Origin of the sequence: uncultured Campylobacter sp. (genome assembly GCF_938030785.1) — a bacterium.
Classification (GTDB): domain Bacteria; phylum Campylobacterota; class Campylobacteria; order Campylobacterales; family Campylobacteraceae; genus Campylobacter_B.
This window is the reverse complement of record NZ_CALHIK010000199.1, coordinates 1-21,558: the sequence shown is the minus strand read 5'-3', so window position 1 is coordinate 21,558 and position 21,558 is coordinate 1. Positions and strand designations below refer to the sequence as shown.

Annotated in this window: 20 protein-coding genes and 1 pseudogene; 15 read left to right on the top strand and 6 right to left on the bottom strand. The window is 48.5% G+C overall.

Features of this window, described 5'->3' with window-relative positions:
* The first annotated feature begins 1 nt into the window (after nt 1).
* From Q0438_RS11065 to trxB, 3 genes are all read left to right on the top strand, one after another.
* Nucleotides 2–340: a YraN family protein gene (locus Q0438_RS11065; protein WP_299190873.1), complete on the top strand. Its 339-nt coding sequence runs from the start codon at nt 2–4 to the stop codon at nt 338–340.
* A 70-nt stretch (nt 341–410) separates the two neighbouring features.
* Nucleotides 411–725, top strand: coding sequence for a thioredoxin (gene trxA, locus Q0438_RS11060; RefSeq protein WP_295151069.1), 315 nt, complete (start codon nt 411–413; stop codon nt 723–725).
* Nucleotides 726–835: 110 nt separating this feature from the next.
* The gene (gene trxB, locus Q0438_RS11055) at nt 836–1,780 is read left to right on the top strand and encodes a thioredoxin-disulfide reductase (RefSeq protein ID WP_299190871.1); all 945 of its coding nucleotides are present in this window, start codon (nt 836–838) and stop codon (nt 1,778–1,780) included.
* 158 nt (nt 1,781–1,938) lie between these two features.
* On the opposite strand, the gene Q0438_RS11050 is transcribed toward trxB, so the two are convergent.
* From Q0438_RS11050 to Q0438_RS11035, 4 genes are all read right to left on the bottom strand, one after another.
* The gene (locus Q0438_RS11050; RefSeq protein ID WP_299190869.1) at nt 1,939–2,661 is read right to left on the bottom strand and encodes a hypothetical protein; all 723 of its coding nucleotides are present in this window, start codon (nt 2,659–2,661) and stop codon (nt 1,939–1,941) included.
* A 266-nt stretch (nt 2,662–2,927) separates the two neighbouring features.
* Complete coding sequence (locus Q0438_RS11045; protein WP_299190868.1) at nt 2,928–5,645, bottom strand: MMPL family transporter; 2,718 nt, start codon at nt 5,643–5,645, stop codon at nt 2,928–2,930.
* Nucleotides 5,646–5,668: 23 nt separating this feature from the next.
* Nucleotides 5,669–6,253: an ABC transporter substrate-binding protein gene (locus Q0438_RS11040; RefSeq protein ID WP_297989263.1), complete on the bottom strand. Its 585-nt coding sequence runs from the start codon at nt 6,251–6,253 to the stop codon at nt 5,669–5,671.
* A 2-nt stretch (nt 6,254–6,255) separates the two neighbouring features.
* Nucleotides 6,256–6,978 carry a VacJ family lipoprotein gene (locus Q0438_RS11035; RefSeq protein ID WP_299190867.1) on the bottom strand — a complete coding sequence of 241 codons (723 nt, stop codon included), beginning with the start codon at nt 6,976–6,978 and terminating at the stop codon, nt 6,256–6,258.
* A 183-nt stretch (nt 6,979–7,161) separates the two neighbouring features.
* Between Q0438_RS11035 and Q0438_RS11030 the strand changes: the two genes are divergently transcribed.
* The 4 genes from Q0438_RS11030 to Q0438_RS11015 all read left to right on the top strand — a co-directional run bounded on the left by Q0438_RS11030 (nt 7,162) and on the right by Q0438_RS11015 (nt 10,059).
* Nucleotides 7,162–7,950 (top strand): TOBE domain-containing protein, encoded by a 789-nt coding sequence (locus tag Q0438_RS11030; protein WP_299190865.1) that lies wholly within the window; start codon nt 7,162–7,164, stop codon nt 7,948–7,950.
* Between the two features lie 111 nt (nt 7,951–8,061).
* Complete coding sequence (gene modA / locus Q0438_RS11025; protein WP_299190863.1) at nt 8,062–8,829, top strand: molybdate ABC transporter substrate-binding protein; 768 nt, start codon at nt 8,062–8,064, stop codon at nt 8,827–8,829.
* Nucleotides 8,829–9,224 carry a hypothetical protein gene (locus tag Q0438_RS11020; protein ID WP_299190861.1) on the top strand — a complete coding sequence of 132 codons (396 nt, stop codon included), beginning with the start codon at nt 8,829–8,831 and terminating at the stop codon, nt 9,222–9,224. The genes modA and Q0438_RS11020 overlap by 1 nt, the downstream gene beginning before the upstream one ends.
* Nucleotides 9,211–10,059, top strand: a complete 849-nt coding sequence (locus tag Q0438_RS11015; protein WP_299190860.1) for an ATP-binding cassette domain-containing protein — start codon at nt 9,211–9,213, stop codon at nt 10,057–10,059. The genes Q0438_RS11020 and Q0438_RS11015 overlap by 14 nt, the downstream gene beginning before the upstream one ends.
* Before the next feature lie 382 nt (nt 10,060–10,441).
* On the opposite strand, the gene Q0438_RS11165 is transcribed toward Q0438_RS11015, so the two are convergent.
* A complete protein-coding gene (locus tag Q0438_RS11165; RefSeq protein WP_367178518.1) occupies nt 10,442–10,690 on the bottom strand; it encodes a pentapeptide repeat-containing protein in 249 nt (82 codons plus the stop codon).
* Between the two features lie 95 nt (nt 10,691–10,785).
* On the opposite strand from Q0438_RS11165, the gene modB reads away from it, so the two are divergent.
* The 6 genes from modB to carA all read left to right on the top strand — a co-directional run bounded on the left by modB (nt 10,786) and on the right by carA (nt 19,755).
* Complete coding sequence (modB, locus tag Q0438_RS11005) at nt 10,786–11,475, top strand: molybdate ABC transporter permease subunit (protein WP_299190857.1); 690 nt, start codon at nt 10,786–10,788, stop codon at nt 11,473–11,475.
* A 51-nt stretch (nt 11,476–11,526) separates the two neighbouring features.
* Nucleotides 11,527–15,903 (top strand): diguanylate cyclase, encoded by a 4,377-nt coding sequence (locus Q0438_RS11000; RefSeq protein WP_299190855.1) that lies wholly within the window; start codon nt 11,527–11,529, stop codon nt 15,901–15,903.
* Complete coding sequence (locus Q0438_RS10995; protein ID WP_298759054.1) at nt 15,900–16,763, top strand: ATP phosphoribosyltransferase regulatory subunit; 864 nt, start codon at nt 15,900–15,902, stop codon at nt 16,761–16,763. The genes Q0438_RS11000 and Q0438_RS10995 overlap by 4 nt, the downstream gene beginning before the upstream one ends.
* The gene (locus Q0438_RS10990) at nt 16,760–18,010 is read left to right on the top strand and encodes an adenylosuccinate synthase (RefSeq protein ID WP_299190853.1); all 1,251 of its coding nucleotides are present in this window, start codon (nt 16,760–16,762) and stop codon (nt 18,008–18,010) included. The genes Q0438_RS10995 and Q0438_RS10990 overlap by 4 nt, the downstream gene beginning before the upstream one ends.
* Before the next feature lie 75 nt (nt 18,011–18,085).
* A complete protein-coding gene (locus tag Q0438_RS10985; RefSeq protein ID WP_297894439.1) occupies nt 18,086–18,637 on the top strand; it encodes a DUF507 family protein in 552 nt (183 codons plus the stop codon).
* A complete protein-coding gene (carA, locus tag Q0438_RS10980; protein WP_299190851.1) occupies nt 18,637–19,755 on the top strand; it encodes a glutamine-hydrolyzing carbamoyl-phosphate synthase small subunit in 1,119 nt (372 codons plus the stop codon). Before Q0438_RS10985 ends, carA begins: the two co-directional genes overlap by 1 nt.
* A gap of 145 nt (nt 19,756–19,900) precedes the next feature.
* Here carA and Q0438_RS10975 read toward each other — a convergent pair whose 3' ends face one another.
* Nucleotides 19,901–20,146, bottom strand: a complete 246-nt coding sequence (locus Q0438_RS10975) for a hypothetical protein (protein ID WP_299190849.1) — start codon at nt 20,144–20,146, stop codon at nt 19,901–19,903.
* A gap of 176 nt (nt 20,147–20,322) precedes the next feature.
* Here Q0438_RS10975 and Q0438_RS10970 point away from each other — a divergent pair, with 176 nt between their 5' ends.
* Nucleotides 20,323–20,997: a response regulator transcription factor gene (locus Q0438_RS10970; protein ID WP_299190847.1), complete on the top strand. Its 675-nt coding sequence runs from the start codon at nt 20,323–20,325 to the stop codon at nt 20,995–20,997.
* A 109-nt stretch (nt 20,998–21,106) separates the two neighbouring features.
* Nucleotides 21,107–21,558, top strand: a pseudogene (locus Q0438_RS10965) (PD-(D/E)XK nuclease family protein); the annotation flags it as partial.

Here is a 21,558-nt window from a genome sequence, read left to right as displayed (position 1 = left end):
GTTGAGCTTAAAAGAATACATTTTCGGCTTTGCCTGCGAGGACCGTGCGGCGGAATTTTTACGCGGCGAAGGGTTTGAAATTTTAAAGCGAAATTTCCGCTGCCGTTTCGGCGAGATCGACATCGTCGCGCGTAAGGGTGGAATTTTACACTTTGTAGAGGTGAAGGCCACGAGCGGCGATTACGACGCCGCAGAGCGTGTGACGGACGCCAAGATGGCTAAAATTTTAAAGGCGGCGGAATTTTATCTGATGAGCTGCGATACGGACGAGCCGTGGCAGATCGACGTCGTGGAAGTTTATCCAAAGCAGATAAAATTTATCGCCAACATATCTTTTTAAATTAGAATTTTTATTATTTATTTAAGATAGTTAACTATAATCCGCAGAATTTTAACACAAGGAGAACATTATGGGAAAGTATATAGAGCTTACTTCGGAGAATTTCGACGTTACTAAAGAGGGTGTCGCGCTAGTCGATTTTTGGGCGCCTTGGTGCGGGCCGTGCCGTATGATCGCCCCGATCATCGAGGAGCTTGCGAACGACTATGAGGGCAAGGCTAAAATTTGCAAAGTAAATACCGATGAAGCGCAGGATCTTGCGGTGCAGTTCGGCGTGCGCTCGATCCCAACGATACTATTTTTCAAAGACGGCGAGCTAAAAGCTCAGCTCATCGGCGCGCAATCCAAGCAGATCATAGCCGACAAGCTAAACTCGCTTCTGTAAATTTTAAAAGGGCGGCTTTCGCCCTTTTTTCTCCCACTCATCGTTTTATTAATTAAATTCGTAAATTTAGCGCCCGCGGTTTTACTTAATAAAATAATTAAGGAGAAAAAATGTTAGATTTAGCAATTATCGGCGGCGGTCCTGCTGGGCTAGCGGCGGGGCTTTATGCTACAAGAGGCGGCTTAAAAGACGTCGTGATGTTTGAGATGGGGATGCCCGGCGGGCAGATTACCTCAAGCTCTGAGATGGAAAACTACCCGGGCGTCGCCGCGGTGACCGACGGGATGAGCTTTATGGCGCCTTGGCAGGAGCAGTGCTTCCGCTTTGGCTTAAAGCATGAGATGGTGCGCGTGCTGCGCGTCTCAAAAGACGGCGATGGAAATTTTACGATCTATCTCGAGGGCGATCAAACACGACGCGCGCGTGCCGTTATCGTCGCTACGGGCTCTACTCCGCGCCGCGCGGGGATCGAGGGCGAGGATGAGTTTTTCGGTCGCGGCGTCAGTACCTGCGCGACCTGCGACGGGTTTTTTTACAAGGGCAAAGAGGTTGCCGTCCTCGGCGGTGGCGATACGGCGCTAGAGGAGGCTCTGTATCTAGCTAAAATTTGCTCCAAAGTATACCTAATCCACCGTCGCGATGAGTTTCGCGCCGCGCCTTCGACAGTGCAAAAGGTACGCGAAAGTGAGAATATTGAGCTCATTACAAATGCGCTCGTAGAGCAGATCAAGGGCGATGCAAGCGGCGTAACGGGCGTCGTCGTCAAAGATAAAACAAGCGGCGCCACGCGCGAACTGCAGCTGCCGGGGATCTTCGTATTCGTGGGGCTTGACGTGCGAAACGAGGTGCTAAAGAGCGATGATGGTAAGTTCATCTGCGACATCACGCCGGGCGGACAGGTCGCGGTAAATTTAAAGATGCAAACAAGCGTGAACGGGCTGTTTGCGGCGGGCGATATGAGACAGGATGCGCCTAAACAGGTCGTCTGCGCGGCAGGCGACGGTGCGGTTGCCGCACTTAGCGCGATCGCGTATCTGCAAGGACACGATAAATAAGCTTGTATTCGGCGTAAATTCCACGGCGCGGCGGGCGAAACTACTTCCGCCGCGCTTTAAATTTAAAACCGCACCTGAAATTTTGAATGAAATTTTGATACAAAAAGGCGGCTAAATTTTAAAATTTCATAAAATTTAGCCGCGAGATGAGGCTCTTACTATCTTTCGTAGAAGCCTGCGATGATATCTTTTGACTTCGTTTTATTTACGGGATCTTCTTTGCCGTTCGTTATGAGTTTAAATTTATCAGACAGACTTACGCTTTTATCAGAATTTACGATAAAATTTAGCTCAATAGCAAATTTTGATAACCCATCTTCTTTATACCCGAAGCTTGCGTCCAATTGCTCTGCGGTTATTTGCGAGTAATAAATGGCCGCTTTTAAGCGCTCCACAATAGAGTCTATGTATATTTCGGTATTGCTTTCTTTTAGTATCTCCCCTTTTAGTTTATCGTCGCAATCAACCGACTTCCATTCTTCTTCAAATTCTATTTTGCCTTTGGTTTTAAGCGTTTCTTGAAATTTAGCTTCGTTTAATTTGCAGTGTTCTTTTGCCAGCTTAAGCAAGCCTTGCGCGTCGTAAGCCTTGCCCTCATAAAAAGTCATAACTCTTTTTAAAGACGAGTCCAACATCTCTTGTTTATATGATTTAAGCCTCTGCTCTACATCCACATCGCATACCATCTTAACCGTCTTTAATCCGCCGTTTTCCTCTTTGCTCCACGTGATATTTTTGCAGATTTTCGAGCCCTCGATCGCCGCGCCGATACTCATAGATTTAAAGTCGGGAAGAGTGTAGTTTTTGACAAGCTCCACATTGTCATCGCCGCATCCTGCAAAAATCAATGCCGCAAGCGCAGCGCCTAATGCGTATTTCATACTCGCTCCTTCAAGAAAAGTTAACGAGCAATGCTACCCGCCTCTGTTTAATAATGGATAAATTTAGAGCTTAAATTTGAGATAAATTCGAGAAGCACTAAAGATCAAGAATCGTAAAAGTGAAATTTGATGAAAGAATTCGGCGAGAGAGGGAGGGAATCGAACCCCCCGGAAAACGGTCAACCGCCCTCCTATCGGATTTGAAGTCCGCAGACGCCACCAGGTCGCCATCCTCTCCAAATGCGGGAATTATAGCGAGATAAAATTTATTTAGCTTTAAAGAGGCTAAATTTTAATCCCTTTCGGCTCATTATTAGCGAAGGTAGGATTATGAGCGCGCCTAAAAGCAGAAGGCTCATCACTAGACATATCAGCAGCCCGAAGTAGATCGTAGGCCAGAAATTACTCATCATCATCACGCTGAATCCCAAAATGATCGCAAACGACGTATAATACATCGCGTATCCGATACTTGCGTGGCTCGCGCGGATCGCCGCAGCCTCGTCGCCGCTGCGCGTAAACTCCCGCTTGTAGCGATAGATATAGTGGATGACGTCGTCAACGCCTATACCGATGCTAATCGCCGCTATCGTGATGCTCATAATATCTAGTGGAATGCCCGCAACCCCCATGATGCCGAAGCAGGCGCAAAGCGGGATCAAATTTACGACGATCGCGATGAGCGCATATGACAGAGAGCGAAAGATGATCACGAAAAGCACGAAAAGCACGAGCACGGTGATACCCAAAGTGCCTATCTGCGAGCTCATTAGGCTTTGAAGCATATTGTTGTAAAGCACCATTATGCCGCTAATCTGCACCGTGACGTTATCCTTAGCGAGCAGGGAGTCCAGATCGCGCTTAAGATCGGCTAGAAATTGCGCCCTGCGGAGATTCGGATCGCTATCTATCGTGCGGATGCTAAAGTGCGCCTCATTCGCTTCGATATTTACAAAGGGCGAAAGCACCAATTCGCGGTAGTTTGCGGGCATTTCAGAGTAGATCAAAGCAAGGCTTAGATCGTCCAGATCACGCCCCTGATTAATCTGTTTGCCGAGCTTTAAAAGCGATGCGAGCGAGCTTACGTTGCCGATAAACTCGTGCCCCGTGACGTTTTTGTCCTTCAAAAAATCATCTATTTTGCCGATGATACGCATCTTTTCGGATGTAAACCAATACTGCGGCTTGTTTTCGTTGGCGGCGTATTCGGCTTCGAAATCGCCAAAATCGTCGCTCGCGGTGGAATTTTGCTCTAAATTTGCGGCGTGGGTTTGATCCGAATTTGCGGCGTCGCTTGTTTGCGCTGCCGCAGCGGAGCCTTGGGGCATAGAATTTTCTGCAATAGAATTTTGCTGCGTGGAATTTGCCGCGGAATTAGAATTTTCGCCGTTTTTAGAATTTGCGCTACCGCTTGCGAAATTTTCACTCCCGCTAGCAGGATCTGCGCCGCCTGCGCTTTTAAATTTAACGACGATATCAAGCGGGATAGTTCCGCCCAGATTGGTATCGATGACCTCCATACCCGCGCGGATATCGGTGCTTTTTTTAAAGTAGCCGATGAAGCTGTTTTCGACGCGCAGCTGCGAGATGCCGTATAGCCCGAAGATCACCGCCGCAGCGCAAACGCCATAGACTGCGCCTCTGCTACGTAGCGCCGTTTCGGCGCACCAAAGCGTAAATTTAAAGTGCTGCTCGAAGCTGCGGTTATTGTGCGTGCGCCTTAGAAGCGACATAACCGCGCCGAATACTCCAAATGCCGTAACTAGCGAGATACTGATGCCTACGCTCATCATAATTCCCAGAGAAATTACGGGTTTTATATCGCAAAAAATTAGCGACATAAAGCCGATAACGGTCGTAAAGATCGCGAAAAAGCAGGGTCTTGCGCGCTCGCGCAGCACTGCATAAACGAGCTGGCGCTGTGAAAAGGCGTGAAAGCGCGCGCTAAACTCGCGGTAGGCGACGATTAGGTGGATACAGACCGAAACCGTTATGATGAGTTGAAGCGCTATGAAATTTGAGCTAATCACCGTGACCTCAAAGCTCAAAAAGCCGAATAATCCCGCTGCGAGCACGACCGAATACGCGCAGATGATGAGCGGCAGCAGGATAAATTTCGCCTGTCTAAAAAAGAGCCAAAAGCATGCCAACAGAAGCACCAAGGCGCCGAGTCCGTAGGTCGTTAGATCCGAGCGGACGTAGCCTACCATATCGTCGGCGATCATATTTAATCCGCCCAAAAACAGTCTATCGCCCGCAAATTCCTTCTCAAAACCCGCGATCAACGCGCGCAAAGCCACAATGTCGCGGTGATCCTTTTCGCGAAGCTCGTCGCGATAGGATTTGAAATTTTGCTCCGAAGCTTTAAGCGCATCTTTGAGCTGTGAAATTTGAGCTTTGGAACTATTGCCCTCATGCTCCGCTTGCTTTAGAGCGCTTTTGGCTCCGTCTCTTAGGCGCAAAAGCTCCTCGTAGCGGGTCTGCGGTTTTAAATTTATTAAAATTGCGGTAGTGCGAAGATCGGCGCTTACTAAATTTGACGCATAAAAGGGGCTCGTAGAAAGCTCGCGCCTAGCTGCGGTTAAATTTACGTCTGCGTCGGTAAGAGTGGGTATGTGCTTAAGCAGCTCGCTCATGCCCTCGTTTCTGTTTAGTAAAAGCGGTACATTCGTGATGTCCGTGACGCCGGTGACGAAATCCAGCTTAGAAAAAGCGGCATCCATCTGCGCTATCTTGCGGATCGTCTCGGGCGCTAAAAGATCGCCCGCGGGAGTGTAGGCGACGACTAAGAAATTCGGCGTTTCGTAGCGCTTGGATACTTCGCGCCAAATTTGAAGATCCTCGTCGTTATCAAGCAGTAGCGTCTGGGTCGAAGCGTCGATCTCGAGCTTTGTGGAGTAGTAGCCGAAAAACAGCGCCAGCACCGTAAATAGTGCAAGCGTGATTTTCGGAAACGTGACGATTAGGCGAAAAATTTTTTTCAAATACCGCTCTTTTAGGCGTGCCGCTATTCGCCGCTATTGATGACGGTGGAATTTAGCCGCTTTATGAGTTCGTCAAAGCCCAAATTTTGCGTTACGTCGCCTAGCTGCGAGCGATAGGTTTGGATTAGGCTAACGCCCACGATATCGACATCGTAGATGCGCCAATCAGAGCCGTTAGGATAAAATTTAAAATCTATGTCGTAGTTTTTCTGCTCGCCGATGACCTGCGTTTTTAGCACGCGGCGCTTATCGCTCGGGCTTTGTTTGCTTAGCACCTTCATATCCTGATCGGTATAAAGCGAAAGCTTTTCGATAAACGAGCGCTTTAGATGCGCTTCAAAGGCCTTATTAAATTCCGCGATCTGCGCCGGGCTAAGGCTAGCGTAATGCTTCGCAAGGGAGAGCTTCGCCATCATCTTATAATCAAAATAGCCGTCGAAAAGCGCAAAGATTTTCGCGGGCTTTGCGTCTTTGGGCGCGCTGCTTCGCATAATGCCTACGGCCTCGGCGACCTTCTGGCTCATCACAGGCTCGATATCTGCATCGCTAATAGCGTGCGCCGAGATCAAAAGCGCTCCGCAAAGCGCTAGAACTTTTAAAATTTTCATTGTTATTCCTTTATTAGTTTCTCGCGATTTTGCTCGTAAGCATCGCGTAAAAATGGATATAGATCCACCGCATCTTTGGTCATTTTTTCATAAAATTCCGGATCGCGCGAGTAATCGTTGAATAGTCTAAATCCGTTGACGGAATTTCGCACCGTGCCGTCTTCGATATAGTTTATCGGATTTGTAAAATAATCTCCCACCATTCCGAAAGTATCGCGCAGATTGCTCTGTCCTAAGATCGGCCAGACGATGTGCGGACCTGCCGGCACGCCCCAATATCCGAGCGTCTGCCCGAAATCCTCGTCGTGGCGCGAAATCCCGTAGTATTTGCCCGCCATATCGTTAAGTCCGCCGAAGCCGACGGTCGAGTTAATCAAAAACCGCTTCGTCTCGTCCCAAGAATTTTCAAATTTGCCCTGCAGTAGGTTGTTTACGAGTCTCATCGGATACAAGACGTTGTGGAAAAAATTTGAAAACGCGCCCTGGATCGGATCTGGCATTACATAGTCGTAACCGCTGGCTACGGGGGTTAGTACGTATGAATAAAACGCGTCGTTAAAGCTCGTCATAACGCGATTATAACCGCTAAGCGGATCGAAAACCTCGCGTTGCGCGAACTCCTCGTCAAAACTATCCGTATCGCCGCCAGGTGCTGCGTCTTGCTTTTGCGAGCAACCGCAAAGCGCCAACGCCGCTGCTAGGAATAGAATTTTTATAAATTTCAAATTGCAACCTTCCGTATAAATCAAAGTGGCGATTTTACAAGTTTAAAGAAATTTTGTCAATAAAGGTAAAATTTCGTATATAATTTTCCTCTTTATACCGCAAAATAAAGCCCGTAGCCGTTTAAGAAATATATCAGAGGATATATTATAAAATCACGTGAAAGTAAACAAGAAAGGATGAAAATGGATGCAAAATTTGCTCTGGAATTCCTGCTCGGCAACGAAGCATCGCTTTTAGCTAAGCATATTAAGCTACTTAAAGCCGTGGACGAAACTAAAAGCATTACAAAGGCCGCAGAGATCGTAGGAGTGTCGTATAAAAACGGCTGGGACGCACTAAATTTAATCAACAACGCGAGCAAAAAGCCACTCATCGTTCGCACTCAAGGCACCAAGAAAAATAGCGGCTCCGAGCTCACTCCTTACGCTCACAAGCTGATCCGCGCCTATGATGCTATCAGCCATGCAGGCGAGACGTTTTTGAGCGAAATTTTAAAGCTTGACGAGATCACCGAAGAGAGCCTTTTAAGCTTAGAGAAGATCGGTATGAAGCTCTCCACGAGAAATCAATTAAGCGTAGAGATCACCGAAATCCAAACCGGAGCCGTAAATTCGCAAATCATCGCCAAGCTCGCAGGCGGCGAGCCGTTATGCGCGATGATAACGGTAGAAAGCGAGAAAAACCTGGGTCTTAAAGTCGGCAAAGAGGTGTTGTTTTTATTTAAAGCCCCTAGCGTCATCATCGCAAAAAACGGCAAGGACGATCTGAGAGTAAGCTCCGCCAACCAGATAAAGGGTACGATTTGCGAGGTAAAAATCGGCGCGGTAAATGCCGAAGTTTGTCTAAATACGAACTCGCACCAAACTATCACGTCGATCATCACGCGAGAATCGGCGACGGCGATGGCTCTTGGCGTAGGCGATGAAGTTATTGCGATAGTGGAGCCTAGCGAGATCATTATCGGCGCCTGATTTTGGGCGTTTGCGGCGTAAATTCAAAGAGCGTTCTAAATTTACCGCCGCGAGCCCACTTAAAATTTAAAAATCGTGGCGAGAATTAAAATTTTACGAAAGGATTTTAAAATGAAGTTAAAAGCGGTGCTTTTAGGAATTTTAACTGCAGGCGCGCTAAGCGCAGGAGAGGTCAGCGTCGCAGCCGCTGCGAACACGACGTATGCGTTTGACGAGATTAAGGCGGAATTTGCCAAGTTACATCCGCAAACCACGCTAAACGTGAGCTTGGGCGCCAGCGGTGCGCTTAGTACGCAGATCAAAAACGGCGCGCCGTTTGATATTTTTATGGCGGCAGATATGAAATTTGCAGACGATCTACATAAAGAGGGCTTTGCGACGGCGCCTGCCAAAACCTACGCAAAGGGCAAGGTGGCGATGTTTAGCGTGCGTGGCGTAGATCTTAGCAAGGGGCTTGAAATTTTAAAAGACCCTAGCGTCAAAACTATCACGATAGCAAATCCAAAGACCGCTCCTTACGGCACCGCAAGCGTACAGGCCTTCCAAAAAGCGGGAGTTTACGATGAGATTAAAGGCAAAATCGTAGAAGCAAAATCGATTGGCGAGGCTCTTTCGCAAGCGCTTAAAGCTTCCGACGTCGGCTTTATCGCAGCTAGCGCGATGTATGCGCCTAAGATGGCGAAGGACGGCTGCAACGACAAACCTTGCAAAGAGGGCGAAAATTTCGTCTTGGTCGACACCGACCTCTACGAGCCGATAGCTCAAGGTATGGTCGTGCTAAACCGTGCCAAAGACAATGCCGAAGCCAAGGCGTTTTATGATTTTATCCTAAGCGATAAGGGCAAAGAGATCTTTGCTAAATACGGATACGAGTTTTAATGTTTAAAGCGCAAATTAGCGATATCAAGGGCGCTACGGATATTTACGAGGTGGAATTTCTACTTGAAGGCGGTTTGAAATTTCACGGGGTATTTTTGGAGCTAAAGCCCGGTGCGGCGGTGGGAGACGGCGTGCGGATCGGCTTTAAAAATACCGACGTCGTGCTATCTCGTGCCCCCTTGAAAGACGTTTCGCTTCAAAACGAGATAAGGGTTAAAATTTCAGATCTGAAATTAGGTGAAATTTTATGCGTCGCCGCGCTTGAGGGCGAGCTGAAATTTGAAGCTATAATTAGCGCCAAAAGCGCACGAGAGCTTGCTTTGCGCGTAGGCGACGAGCTCTACGCATACGTAAGCTGCAGCGCGATATATATACAAAAATATGATAACGATTGATTGTAAAAAGAAAATTAGCGAAGATTTCGCGATAGATGCGAAGCTGGAGATAAAAAAAGGTTCGTTCGTCTGCCTATACGGGCGCAGCGGCAGCGGTAAAACCACGCTGCTGCGCATCATTGCGGGCTTTTTGCCGGCAGACAGCGGCTTTTTAAAAGACGGCGATCGCGTGCTGCAAGAGGGCAAGGACTTTATGAGCGCGGGCAAGCGCAGGATCGGCTTTTTGTTCCAAGACTATGCGCTTTTTGAAAATATGAGCGTTTTGGGAAATTTGCTTTTTGCCAAAAACGATCTCAAAAGAGCGCGCGATCTGCTCGAGCTTTTGGAGCTTAGTTCGCACGCCTCTGCCGGCGTCAGCGGGCTTAGCGGCGGGCAAAAACAGCGCGTCGCACTCGCTAGAGCGCTGATGCAAGATCCCGAAATTTTGCTTTTGGACGAGCCGCTTTCGGCGCTTGATTTTGCGATGCGAGAGAAGATCCAAGGCTATCTGCTTAAAATCCACGAGCAGTTTCATCAGACCGTGATTTTGGTAAGCCACGACGTGAGCGAAATTTACAGACTTTGCGAGACGGTTTATGAGATGCATGACGGTAGAGTCGTGCGTAGCGCGAGCCCGAACGAAATTTTTCTTAAAACGAGCGGCTCGCAGAAATTTTCTTTCGCGGGCAAGATCGTCGATCTACAGGCTCGCGACGCCGTGCAGATCGCCGTCGTAGCGATCGGCAACCAGCTAAGCGAGGTCGTCTTAAGCGCGCACGAAGCGCAAGGCCTGCAAATTGGCGATGAGGTCAAAGTGGGCGCAAAGGCCTTCAACGTAAGCCTCAGCAAGATTTAACGATGCAGCATCCCGCTTTAAATTTTTACGTAAAATTTATGCCTGGAAATTTTAAAAGCCCAGCCTCTGCGCGGCGAGCTAACGCGATTTTTGGATCCGCCTCGTTTGCTTTGCAAAATTTCATTTCGGCTTTTAAATTTTATCTGCGCAATTTTGCGTCTATTTTAAAATTTGCTCCGCAGAAATCGGCGTCGATTTTTAAATTTAGCCAGCACCGCTTTGCGTTAAATTTACGCGCCGTTTTGCATGCAATTTTCGCTGCGACGGAAGCTTCGTCAGCTAAAATTTTATCGCTCATAATTTCTTTGTCGCAGATCGTCGCGCAAAATTTTGGTAAAAATTTAGAGATAAATTCTGCCGAGGCTAAAATTTTACGTAAAAATCATGCGTTTAAATTTAGCGCGCCTTTTGCGACGAAAAACCCTGCGCCACGAAACTTTGTGTTTTTAAATTCCATGCCGTTAAATTTAACGCTGCGAAATTCCGCGCGACAAAATTCTGCGCCGCAAAATTCTAATCCGCAAGGCTTTGCACGGCAGAGCTTGGAGCAACGAGGCTGCGCGCAGCAAAGCGTTCTCGCACGACAGAGCTTGGCGTTGCAAAAAAGCGCGCGCCGAAATCGCGAATTCAAAATAGCCGCGCCGCAAACTTTCGTGCGCCTAAATTTAGCTGCGTCGCAAAACCTATCGCCCTTAAATTCGGCGTTTAAATTTAAAGCGAGCGCAGATGTTTGAAATTTTGTCAAATTTAGACTACACCCCTTTCGTGATCTCGCTCAAACTCTCGCTGATTGCGACGTTTGTGCTGTTTTGTATCTGCGTGCCGCTCGCGTTTTTTATGGCGAGAAAAAATTTCCGCGGTAAAAGCGTGATCGAATCGATCATCTCGCTTCCACTGGTGCTGCCGCCCTCGGTGTTAGGGTTTTACCTGCTCGTTTTTCTATCGCCGTATTCGGTGCTGGGCGAGTTTTTTGACAAACATTTCGGGCTTCGGCTCGTATTTAATTTCAGCGGGCTCGTGATTGCGAGCTGTATCTACTCGCTGCCGTTTATGTTTTCGCCGCTGGTTTCGGGCTTTCGCTCGCTTCCACGCTCGCTTTTTTGGGCGTGCGATTCGCTCGGCAAGGGCTATTTTTCCAAGCTGTTTCGCGTCGCGTTGCCCGCGATACGCCACTCCCTGCTTAGCGCTTTAGTGATCTGCTTTGCGCACACGATGGGCGAGTTCGGCGTCGTGCTGATGATCGGCGGCAGCGTGAGCGAGCAGACCAAGGTCGCCTCTATCGCGATCTACGAAGCGACCGAGACGCTCGATTTTGCGCAGGCTCACGCGTATTCGGCGCTGATGCTACTCTTTAGCTTCGCAGTGCTTTTGATCATACATTTTTTGGGCGCAAAAGGCGCAAAAATACAAGCTTAAATCGGCTTTAAAACGAAATTTGCTAAAATCCTTCAAAATTTGGAATTTAGCATGGAAAATAGAAAAAATTCGATAAACAAGCGATTTTACGCCACCCTTTTCGTAAGCCTTGCGACTCTCGCGCTGCTGTGCGTTTGCATGGCGTTTTTTATGCGCGCGCAGATCGCAAACGAGCTTGCGGTGCAGATAAACGCGGCAAGAGGCATAAGCAGGGACGTAAATCGCGAGCTTTTCAACGATCTTGAAATTTTAAAAAACAACATCCTCTCCGCGCAAAATTTAAAGCTAAAAAACGACTCCGAAATTTCAAATATTTATACCGCGTTGATACAAAACGCCGCGCGCGAAAGCAAGAGATTCGATGCGATATTTTTCATCCGCACGCCGGGCGTTGAAAATAGCGCTGCACAAAGCGATGGTTCGGCGAGCGGTGCAGACTCCGCGCGAGGCGGCCCGCTTCCAAGCCCCATCACGCAAAATAGCGGCTCACGAAATAACGCCGCGCAAAATAAAGCCTCGGGCGGCGGAAGCGCTTCTACGAATAGCGCAAGCGTTTTAGAGGGTGGCACGGACGGCGCGCAAAGCAGAGGAACTTCGCAGAATGCGGATGCCGCAGCGCAAAACGGGGAAGAAATTTTAAGTTTTTACAGCCGCGATGCGAGGATAAAAAATTTAGGCGAGATCAAAATTTCAAATTTTACCTCGGATATGAAAGAGGGCGAGCTGGTATCGCGATATATGCGCATAGAAGGGGCTTGGAGATATTTTTTGATCAAACGCGTAAGCGCGGACGAATACCTTTTGGGCTTTGTCGATACGAATATGCTAAACTCCAAACTAGCGGGGCTGGGCGAAATTTTACTTTTTAACGGCGGCGGCGAAATTTATAATTTTAGCGGCAATCTATTTGAGCTTTTAGGACCAGGCTTTGATCTGAAAAGCACGCGCGAGGCGATGTTTGCGGATCTAAACTCCAGCCTAAGCCTTATCTATTTTGAAGAGTTTTCGCCTTCTGAGAGCGTTGCCGGTTCAAATTTAAACGGCAGCGAGCTTGGCGGCAGTCTGAGCGACGATGCGATCTACGTCATGGCGATTGAGCGCGCAAGCAGCTGCTTAAATGCGAGAAATTTTATGATTTTAGCGCTTGCGGCGATGTTTGCGCTCTGTATCGCTTTGGGTGTTTGGAATTTTAAATTTTTAAAGCGCCGCGTTCTAGCTCCTCTAGCAGCGCTAAAAGAGGCGCTTGAGCTTAGCAACGATCACGCGGCTTTGCGTGGAATTTCGGCGCTTGAGCCGGTCGCGCCGATAGATGAGATCGCGCGAAAATTGGATGAAATTTTAAAGCCCGCCGTGCGCCACGGAGATTTTAGCATGAGTTTTAAAGACGCGCTGAAATACAGCTCGCTCTCGGTGCTAAGCATCGATAACGTCGCGGGCACGATCGAGAGCGCCAGTAACGGCGCGCGCGAGCTTTACGGCGACGACGTCGTGGGGCGGAATATCTTTGCGCTGCAATCGGGCTCGTTTTACGACTACGCCTATCAGACGCAGCGCGCCAACTACGCCAAAGAAAACTACGTCGTTACCCGCCACGATACCAAAGACGGGGTGAGGGATCTTTACGTCAAAAAATCATACGTGCGCGACGGAAGTAAAATTTCGACGCTGTTTGTAGTGCTCGATGCGTCGAGATACCGTAAATTTTACGACGAAACCAAGCAAAAATATGAGTATCTAAACCACGCGCCGATCGTGACGCTGGTGTTTGACTACACCTCGGGCAAGATCATAGATGCGAGCAAAAATATCAAAGAGGCGTGGGGATACGATGCGGCGCAGTTTTTAAGCGGCGAAATTAAATTTTGGGATCTACTAAGCGGCAAAGACGCGCAAAAGGCGCGCAACGAGATCATCAACCGCCTAGCCGATATGAAAAGCGAGACCCAAAGCTTTGCGCAAAGCTACAAGATCCGCCATAACGACAACGTAAGCTATCTCTACGATGTAAGCGCCTACGCTAAAAAATCCGCGGGCACTGTGGCGTTTTATTTTCAAAATATCGACGAAAGCGCCCGCGCGCTGCAAAGGCTGCAGGACGATCTGGACTTTTACAAAACCGTAATCGATACGAGAAACTACTCGGCCTGCCTGATCGATCTTGAAGCTCAGAAAATTTCATTCGACAAAAACTATTTAAGAATTTTAAACTACAAAGGCAAGAGCTTTAACACCGAGATGAGCTTCGGCGAGTTTACCTACGAGATCTACTACATCGATCTTGAAAATTTTAATTCGATGATCAGACAGTGTTCGGCGGGGCTAAGAGATGATTTCCGCTGCGAATTTCGCCTGCGCAACGGCGAGAACGGCTACACTTGGGTAAGCCTGCAAGGCTACGTGACCTCGAACGAAAACGGCAGAGGCAGAGTGATAAAAACGACGCTTGAGGAGATCGGTTCGCGTAAAGAAACGGAGCTTGAGTTAAATTTAAACGCCAACGTCTTTTCGCGCTCGCTCGAAGCCATTTTGATTACTGACGAGACGGGCAAAATTTTGCGCGCAAACAACGCCTTTTACGAGATCACCGGCTTTGGCGAAAGCGAGACGATAGGACAGGAGCCGAATTTCTTCACGCTCGCGCAAGACGGCGATTTATTAGAAAAGATAAAGCAAAATTTAATCGGCAAGCAGGTTTCGTATAAAGATGAAATTTACGGGCTGAAAAAGGACGGCGGCACCTTCCCTGCGCTATTTACGGCGATCGCGATCAAAGATGATTTCTCGCTCGTTTCAAACTACATCTTGATGTTTACCGAAATTTCGCAGATCAAACAAAAGGAGAGCGAGCTAGCTAAGATCGCCCACCACGACGCGCTTACGGGGCTTCCGAACAGAGTGTATTTTATGAAGGCCGCACAGGGCTATACCGCAAGCGCTGGTAGCAGCGGCAAATTGATGGCTGTGCTTTTCATCGATTTTGACGGCTTTAAGGCGATCAACGACACCTACGGGCACGAGGTCGGCGATATGTTTTTGCAAGCGATCTCAAAGGCGATGAGCGGGCTGCTGCGCAAGGGCGATATCTTGGCGCGCCTCGGCGGCGATGAGTTCGGCGCTATCATCGGCGATCTAAAAGACGAGCAGGCCGCGCATATGCTTTTGCAGCGGCTGCTTGGAATTTCAAAGATGAAATTTAATCTTAAAGGCAATGAGATTAGCGCGAGTATAAGCGTGGGCGCGGCGTTTTACGACGGCAGCGAAAAGATCGATTTTTCGGGCCTTTTATCGCGCGCCGATAGAGCGATGTACCGCGCTAAAACGAGCGGCAAAAACCGCTATTTTATCTTTGAAAATGCTCCCGCCACCGACGATGAGATGAGCGAAGCGGGGCTTAGGCAGGCGATAGAGAGCGGGGAATTTTTCGTGCTCTATCAACCGATAATCAGCGGGGCTCAAATTTACGGCTACGAGCTGCTTTTGCGCTGGAAGCGCGGTAGTTTGGGCATTTTACTGCCGCAAGATTTTTTCCCTATCATAGGCGAGCCGCAGCTTGAGCTTTTGATATCTAAATTTGCCTTTTCCAAGATGTTGGAATTTAATGAGCAGACTGGCGCAAACTGCTCCATAAACGTGAGTCTTACGGTGCTTGCAAGCGACGAATTTTACGGTCTGGTAGCGCGCAGGTTGCGAAGCGCGGGCGAGCGGCGCGGAGAGCTAATGTTTGAAATCACCGATTTTAGCGAGCAGAGTTATCAGAATTTTATCCCCGTGCGCAAGCGCTACGCGGATCTTGGGATAAAATTTGCGCTTAATAATGCAAACGCGCAAAACGTGCAGTTTTTAGCAAACCAACCCTTCGATCTTATCAAGATCGATCGCGCCCTTTGCCTTAATATCGGCAAGAAAAAGGACGGCATCCGCGCGATGGTTGAGATCACGGGCAAGCTAAAGCGAGAGTTTGGATTCGCAGTAGGTGCTCAAGGCGTCGAAAATGCGCTATCGCTGCGGCTTTTAAACAATTTGAAATTTAACTATCTGCAGGGAAATTTTATCGCCAAAGCTCTGGATCGCAAAGAGATAGACGCTTTCATCGCGCGTTTTAAAGATACGCCCAAGCTCGCAGCCATCGACAAAGATGAGTTTATCAGCTTTTTAAATGCGCTTGATTACAAAGAGCTTGCTTTAAGCTTTGTTTCGCGCGCTGATGCGGGCGATCTTAGCCCCGGCGAGTTTGAAAGCTATAGAGCGAAATTCGGCGAAATTTTAAATAAAACTCAAAGTGCGGGCAGCGAAAGATTTGCGCTAACTACAGAAATACGTAAGCAAATTTTAGATATTCTTTCGCTTGATTATCGCGCTTTGGCAAGCTTCATCTTGGGCTTTAGGGCGCAAATAGATAAGTTTATAAGCGATTTGGAGGCAGCATGATAGATAGCGTTAGCGCCGATTTCGATCACGAGATACCAAACGGCTCGAGGCTGTATTTCGGAAAGAGCGCGCAGCTCAAGCGCGAGCTGGAAAATAAAGCGAGCGAAATCCTCGTTAAAAACGGCTTTAGCGAAATTTTAACGCCATATTTTTCATATCATCAACACCTAAGCGTCGCGCCGCAAAAGCTTCTTAAGCTCTCCGATCCCACGAACCACGAGCTCGCGCTTCGCGCAGACAGCACCGTGGACGTCGTGCGCATCGTGCGCAAACGGCTGAAAGACGATAAGCTAAGGCGGCTATTTTACGTGCAGCCGACCTTCAAATACCCAAGCGACGAGTTTTATCAGATCGGCGCGGAGCTGATCGGGGAGAAGAATTTGCCTCTTGCGATCAAAATTGCGCAGGAATTTTTTAAAGAATTTGATCTTATGCCTGCGCTTCAGCTGAGCAATATCGAAATTCCTAAAAAAATTTGCGAAATTCTAAACCTGCCGCTTGAAATTTTTGAAAAGGGCAAGATTGAGACACTGCTTGATCAAAATTTGCCTTGGCTAGACGCTACGGCTCGCGCCACATCGCTAAAGGACGTGCAAGCTCTGCGTGCGCAGGTGCCTGAAGAGCTAAAGCCCTGCTTAGATGAAATTTTAAACCTAGGCGTGGATTACGAGCATATCCGCGTTTCGCTGCTGTATTACTCTAAAATGCGCTATTACGACGCGCTATTTTTTAGATTTTTAGACGCAGGCGCGGTGTATTGCAACGGCGGAAATTACGAAATAGACGGGCTAAAATCCAGCGGCTTTGCGCTGCTAGTGGATGCTTTGATAGAAAAAATTATGCAAAAGGATGAGAAATGAGTAAAGTTGACGTAGTCATCGGCGCCCAGTGGGGCGATGAGGGCAAGGGCAAGATCGTAGATATGATAAGCGCGAATTACGATTTCGTATGTCGCAGCAGCGGCGGACACAATGCAGGCCACACCATCGTCATAAACGGCGAGAAATTTGCGCTACATCTGGTGCCTAGCGGCGTGCTTCATAAAAATATCATCAACATCATCGGAAACGGCGTCGTGATCAACCCCGACGTGCTGATTACCGAGATGGCGCAGTTTGAAAATTTAAAGGGCAGATTTTTCATAAGCGAGAAGGCGTTTTTAAATTTACAGTACCACTCGCTGATCGATCAGGCGCGCGAAAAGAGCAAGGGCGAGCTCGCAATCGGCACCACCGGCAAGGGCATAGGGCCTGCGTATGCCGATAAGATCGCGCGCATGGGACACCGCGTAGCGGAGCTTTTGGAGCCAGAAAGGCTTGCCGAGGCGCTATCGCGCGACTTTGCTTCGCATGAGAGCGTTTTTGAAAAAGCGGAGGTTAAAATTCCCAGCAAACTTGAAATTTACGATGAGCTAAAGCGCTATAAAAGCGCACTCGAGCCATACATCGCCGACACCACGCACATGCTGTGGAAGGCGCTTGATTACGATAAGCGCGTGCTCGTAGAGGGCGCACAAGGAAGCCTGCTTGATATCGATCACGGCACCTATCCTTACGTCACGAGCTCGACTACCATCGCGGGCGGGGCTTGCAGCGGGCTCGGGCTTGCGCCGAAAGATATCGGCACGGTGATGGGAATTTTAAAAGCCTACACCACCCGCGTGGGCAACGGCGCGTTTCCTACCGAGGATAAAGGCCCGCAAGGCGAGGCGATGCGCGAGATCGGCAAAGAGTACGGCACCACGACGGGCAGGGCGCGCCGCTGCGGTTGGTTCGACGGAGTGGCTACGAAATACGCCGTGCGCCTTAGCGGCATCGACAAGCTCGCACTGATGAAGCTTGACGTCTTAGACGGCTTTGAGAGTATTAAAATTTGCCGCGCATATCGCTACAAGGGTGAGGAGATCGATTATTTTCCGATCGATTTGGAAGCTGCCGAGCCGGTTTATGAGCAGATGCCGGGCTGGGACAGCGTCAAGGGAATTTCAAAATTTGAAGATCTGCCGCAAAACGCGCAAAATTATATCCGCAAAATAGAGGAGCTAAGCGGCGCAAAGGTGGGCTTTATCTCCACCAGTCCCGAAAGAAGCGACACGATAATTTTATAAACCCGGTGAAATTTTAAAATTTCACCCGTTGCGGGCGGCGAGGCCGCTCATAGAACTGAATTTAAAGGAACGATCATGCGAATACGACTACCACACGTGCCATATATCGCGCATAAAATAGCGCTGGATCTGCTAAACTCGGGCTGCGTTACGCTCGGTGCGGGCATAGAGCCCGTCGCCAAGGAAGCGGACGAGATCATAAGGACCGATCTGCAAAAAGAAAGAGCGATAGACGAGCGCGCAAACGAGCTGATAGATGAGCGCATAAGCGAGCTAGATGAGATGAGCGTGAATAAAAAAGATATGTTTTGGCTCATCAAGCGCCACATCGCAAACGACGAGAATTTCGAGCTAAATTTTGAGGATCGCTACGGCACCATATCGCATAAAATTTTAGAAACCGTTTGGAAGAAAAATTTGATTGATTACAAAGTCTCGGAAAATAGGCTAAAGACGATAATTTATAACGCGATCGAGGAGTATTTGAAAAGCTACCAAAAGATCGAAGACGAGGTCTATGAAAAGATCGAGGGCTACAAGCAAAAATTGATCCCGGGTACCGAAGAATACGAGCTTGTGTTTGAAAAGCTCTACGAAGAGGAGCTAAGAAAACGGGGTATGCTGTAATGAACGCGTATATCTACATAGAAAACGGCATCTACCTGCAAGCCAAGGCGTTCGGCAAGGGCAGCAGCGCATTCGGCGAGCTCGTGTTTAACACCTCCGCCACGGGCTACGAGGAGATCATCTCAGATCCAAGCTACGCGGGGCAGTTCATTATCTTTACGATGCCCGAAATCGGCATCGTAGGGATCAACGAAAACGACAAGGAAAGCTCCAAAATCCATGCCAGCGGAATTTTCGTAAGAAATTTTAACAACGAGCCTTCAAATTTCCGCTCGCAGATGAGCTTGGAGGATTATTTTCTGCAAAACGGAAAATTCGGCGTTTACGACATCGACACTAGATTTTTAACCAAGATGCTGCGCGACGAGGGCAGCCTGCGCGCCTTCGTCTCTACCGAGATCAGCGATAAGGCGGCTCTTAAAAAGGCGCTTAGCGAGTCTGCGCGCATAGAGGAGATCAACTACGTAAGCATCGTAAGCACGAAGGCGCCATATAAGCACACTTCCGGGCGCTGGAATGCCGAGCGCGGAAGCTACGCCCAGCCCGCAAGCTGCGGCAAAAAGATAGCCGTGATCGATTACGGCGTCAAGCGAAACATCCTAAACGAGCTTTGCGATCTGGGCCTCGGCGTCGAGGTTTTCCCGCACGACATTAAAGCGGAAGCGCTGATCGCAAAATTTAAAGAGGGGCAGATCGACGGCGTGTTTTTATCAAACGGCCCGGGCGAGCCGCGCATGCTTAAAGAGGAGATCGCTCAGATCAAAAAGATGGTTGAGGCGCGCGTGCCGATTTTTGGAATTTGTCTGGGCCATCAGCTGCTAAGCAACGCGATGGGATATGAGACCTACAAGCTAAAATTCGGCCAGCACGGCGCAAACCACCCCGTGCAAAATCTGCGCACCAAATCGATCGAGATCACCGCGCAAAACCACAACTACAACGTTCCCGAGACGATCGCGCAGATCTGCGAGATCACGCATCGAAATCTTTTCGACGGCACGATCGAGGGCGTGCGCTACAGGGAGTATCCCGTATTTTCGGTGCAGCACCATCCGGAAGCCAGCGCGGGGCCTACGGAGAGCAAATATATCTTCAAAGAATTTCTTGAAATTTTATGATTTTTGAAATTTTGCCTGCACTAAATTTTACCGCAGTCGCGCGGTAAAATTTTAAATTTACGGCGAGTTTTAAATTCTAATGCCCTTTGTGTTTGTAAATTCAAGCTCGTCGCGGCTTAAAATTTCACGCCGCGCGTTTTAAAATTTAAAGCTTGTACCGCGATCCTAAATTTAGCCGCACGAGTAAAATTTTGCGGGTTCCTCTGCCGTATCGTTTGCGTTTTGAGTCGTGCAAGCGGCGCGAAGTAAGACCGCGGATTTTGCTCGCTCGTCGTATCTTGTGCCTCGCTCGCGCTGTAAAAATTACACATCCATAAATTTCTAAATTTAGAGAAATTTTACGCTTTGTAAGGCTTGTAAATTTAACGCTTTGTAGAGTTGCAAATTCCACGCCCGCGCCTTTGTATTCGAAGAAGCGCGCGGGCTTAGATAAAATTTCAACTCGCGCCGTATAAAATAAAATCCGATTTGTAAAATTAAATTTAAAACTTCATATTTATTTAAGCTTAGTAAAAGTAAGAATTTGAAAGAATTAATCGTTTGAAATTTCGCCTTGAAGGGTCTGCTATGAGCTGTGTTTTAAAGGAGCTTGACGTCTTGCTGGTTGAAGACGACGCCAAATTGCTAGCCTCGCTACATAGGACGTTCGAGGATATTTTTAATAACGTCTACGACGCTCAAAACGGCCTTGAGGGGGTTAAAAAATTTAAAAAATTTAGCCCGAATCTCGTCATCACCGATATTTTGATGCCGATTGAAGACGGGCTTGAGATGATACGCCAAATCAAACATATCTTTCCGCACACTCCTATTTTCGTGCTTAGCGGCTTTAGCCAGCAATCCCAGCTTCAAGGCGTCATCGACATCGGCGTGGAGGGATATTTTTTCAAGCCCGTTGATGCCGCGGAGTTTGCGCTAAAAATTTGCGCCCTGATGGAGGCCAAGCTACAAAACATCTCTCTTATCGATCTGGGAACGGGATATGCGTTTGATCTGCTCAGGCGAGTTTTACTCAGAGACGGGCAGCAGATCGTGCTAACCAAAAAGGAGCTCTCTTTCGTCTCGCTTCTGATAAGCCGCATAGGCGAGTTGGTACTTTACGACGAAATCAAGCGCTACGTTTGGGCGGAGGGCACCGTATCGGACGTGGCGCTTCGCACCTTCGTCAAGCGTATCCGCGATAAGATCGGCGAGCAGGTCGTAAGAAACGTCCCCAGCCTGGGCTACAAGATAGACTTTTAACCGCAGCGCGTCTTTGCAATCAAAGCCAAAGATAAAAAATTCTTGCTAAAATTACGGGCAGAATTTTGTGCGATAAATTTGCGCAGATCACTCAATGCAAGGATTAAATTTGAACGCGCTACCTTCCAAAAATCTTTTCGTCTACACCAGCTCAAGGGCGCTAAAAGCAGCCGTGCAGCGCGAAAGCGGCGGCGTGCTCGCGCCGAGGATTACGTTGGCGGAATTTTACGAAAAAGCGATCTTCGTGCCGGGCCTTGCTAGCTGCGGCGAGATGGATCGCGTGCTGTTTATGAAGGAGGCGGCGAGCTTGGGCGCGGGCGAGAGGCTGAAATTTCCTTTGGAATTTTACGAGTTTATGAAAAACCGCAGCTACCTTTTCAGCTTCTTCAAAGAGCTCGCAGCCGAGAGGGTTAGCGTCGATGCGCTCGATCTTAGCGACATCTACGCGTGGTACATCGAGCATTTTGAAATTTTGCGCGAGCTTTTGGAGCGCTACTCGCAGCTTTTGCGCTCGCACGGCTTTTACGACGAGATCACCGCGCCGCAGAGCTACCGCTTAAA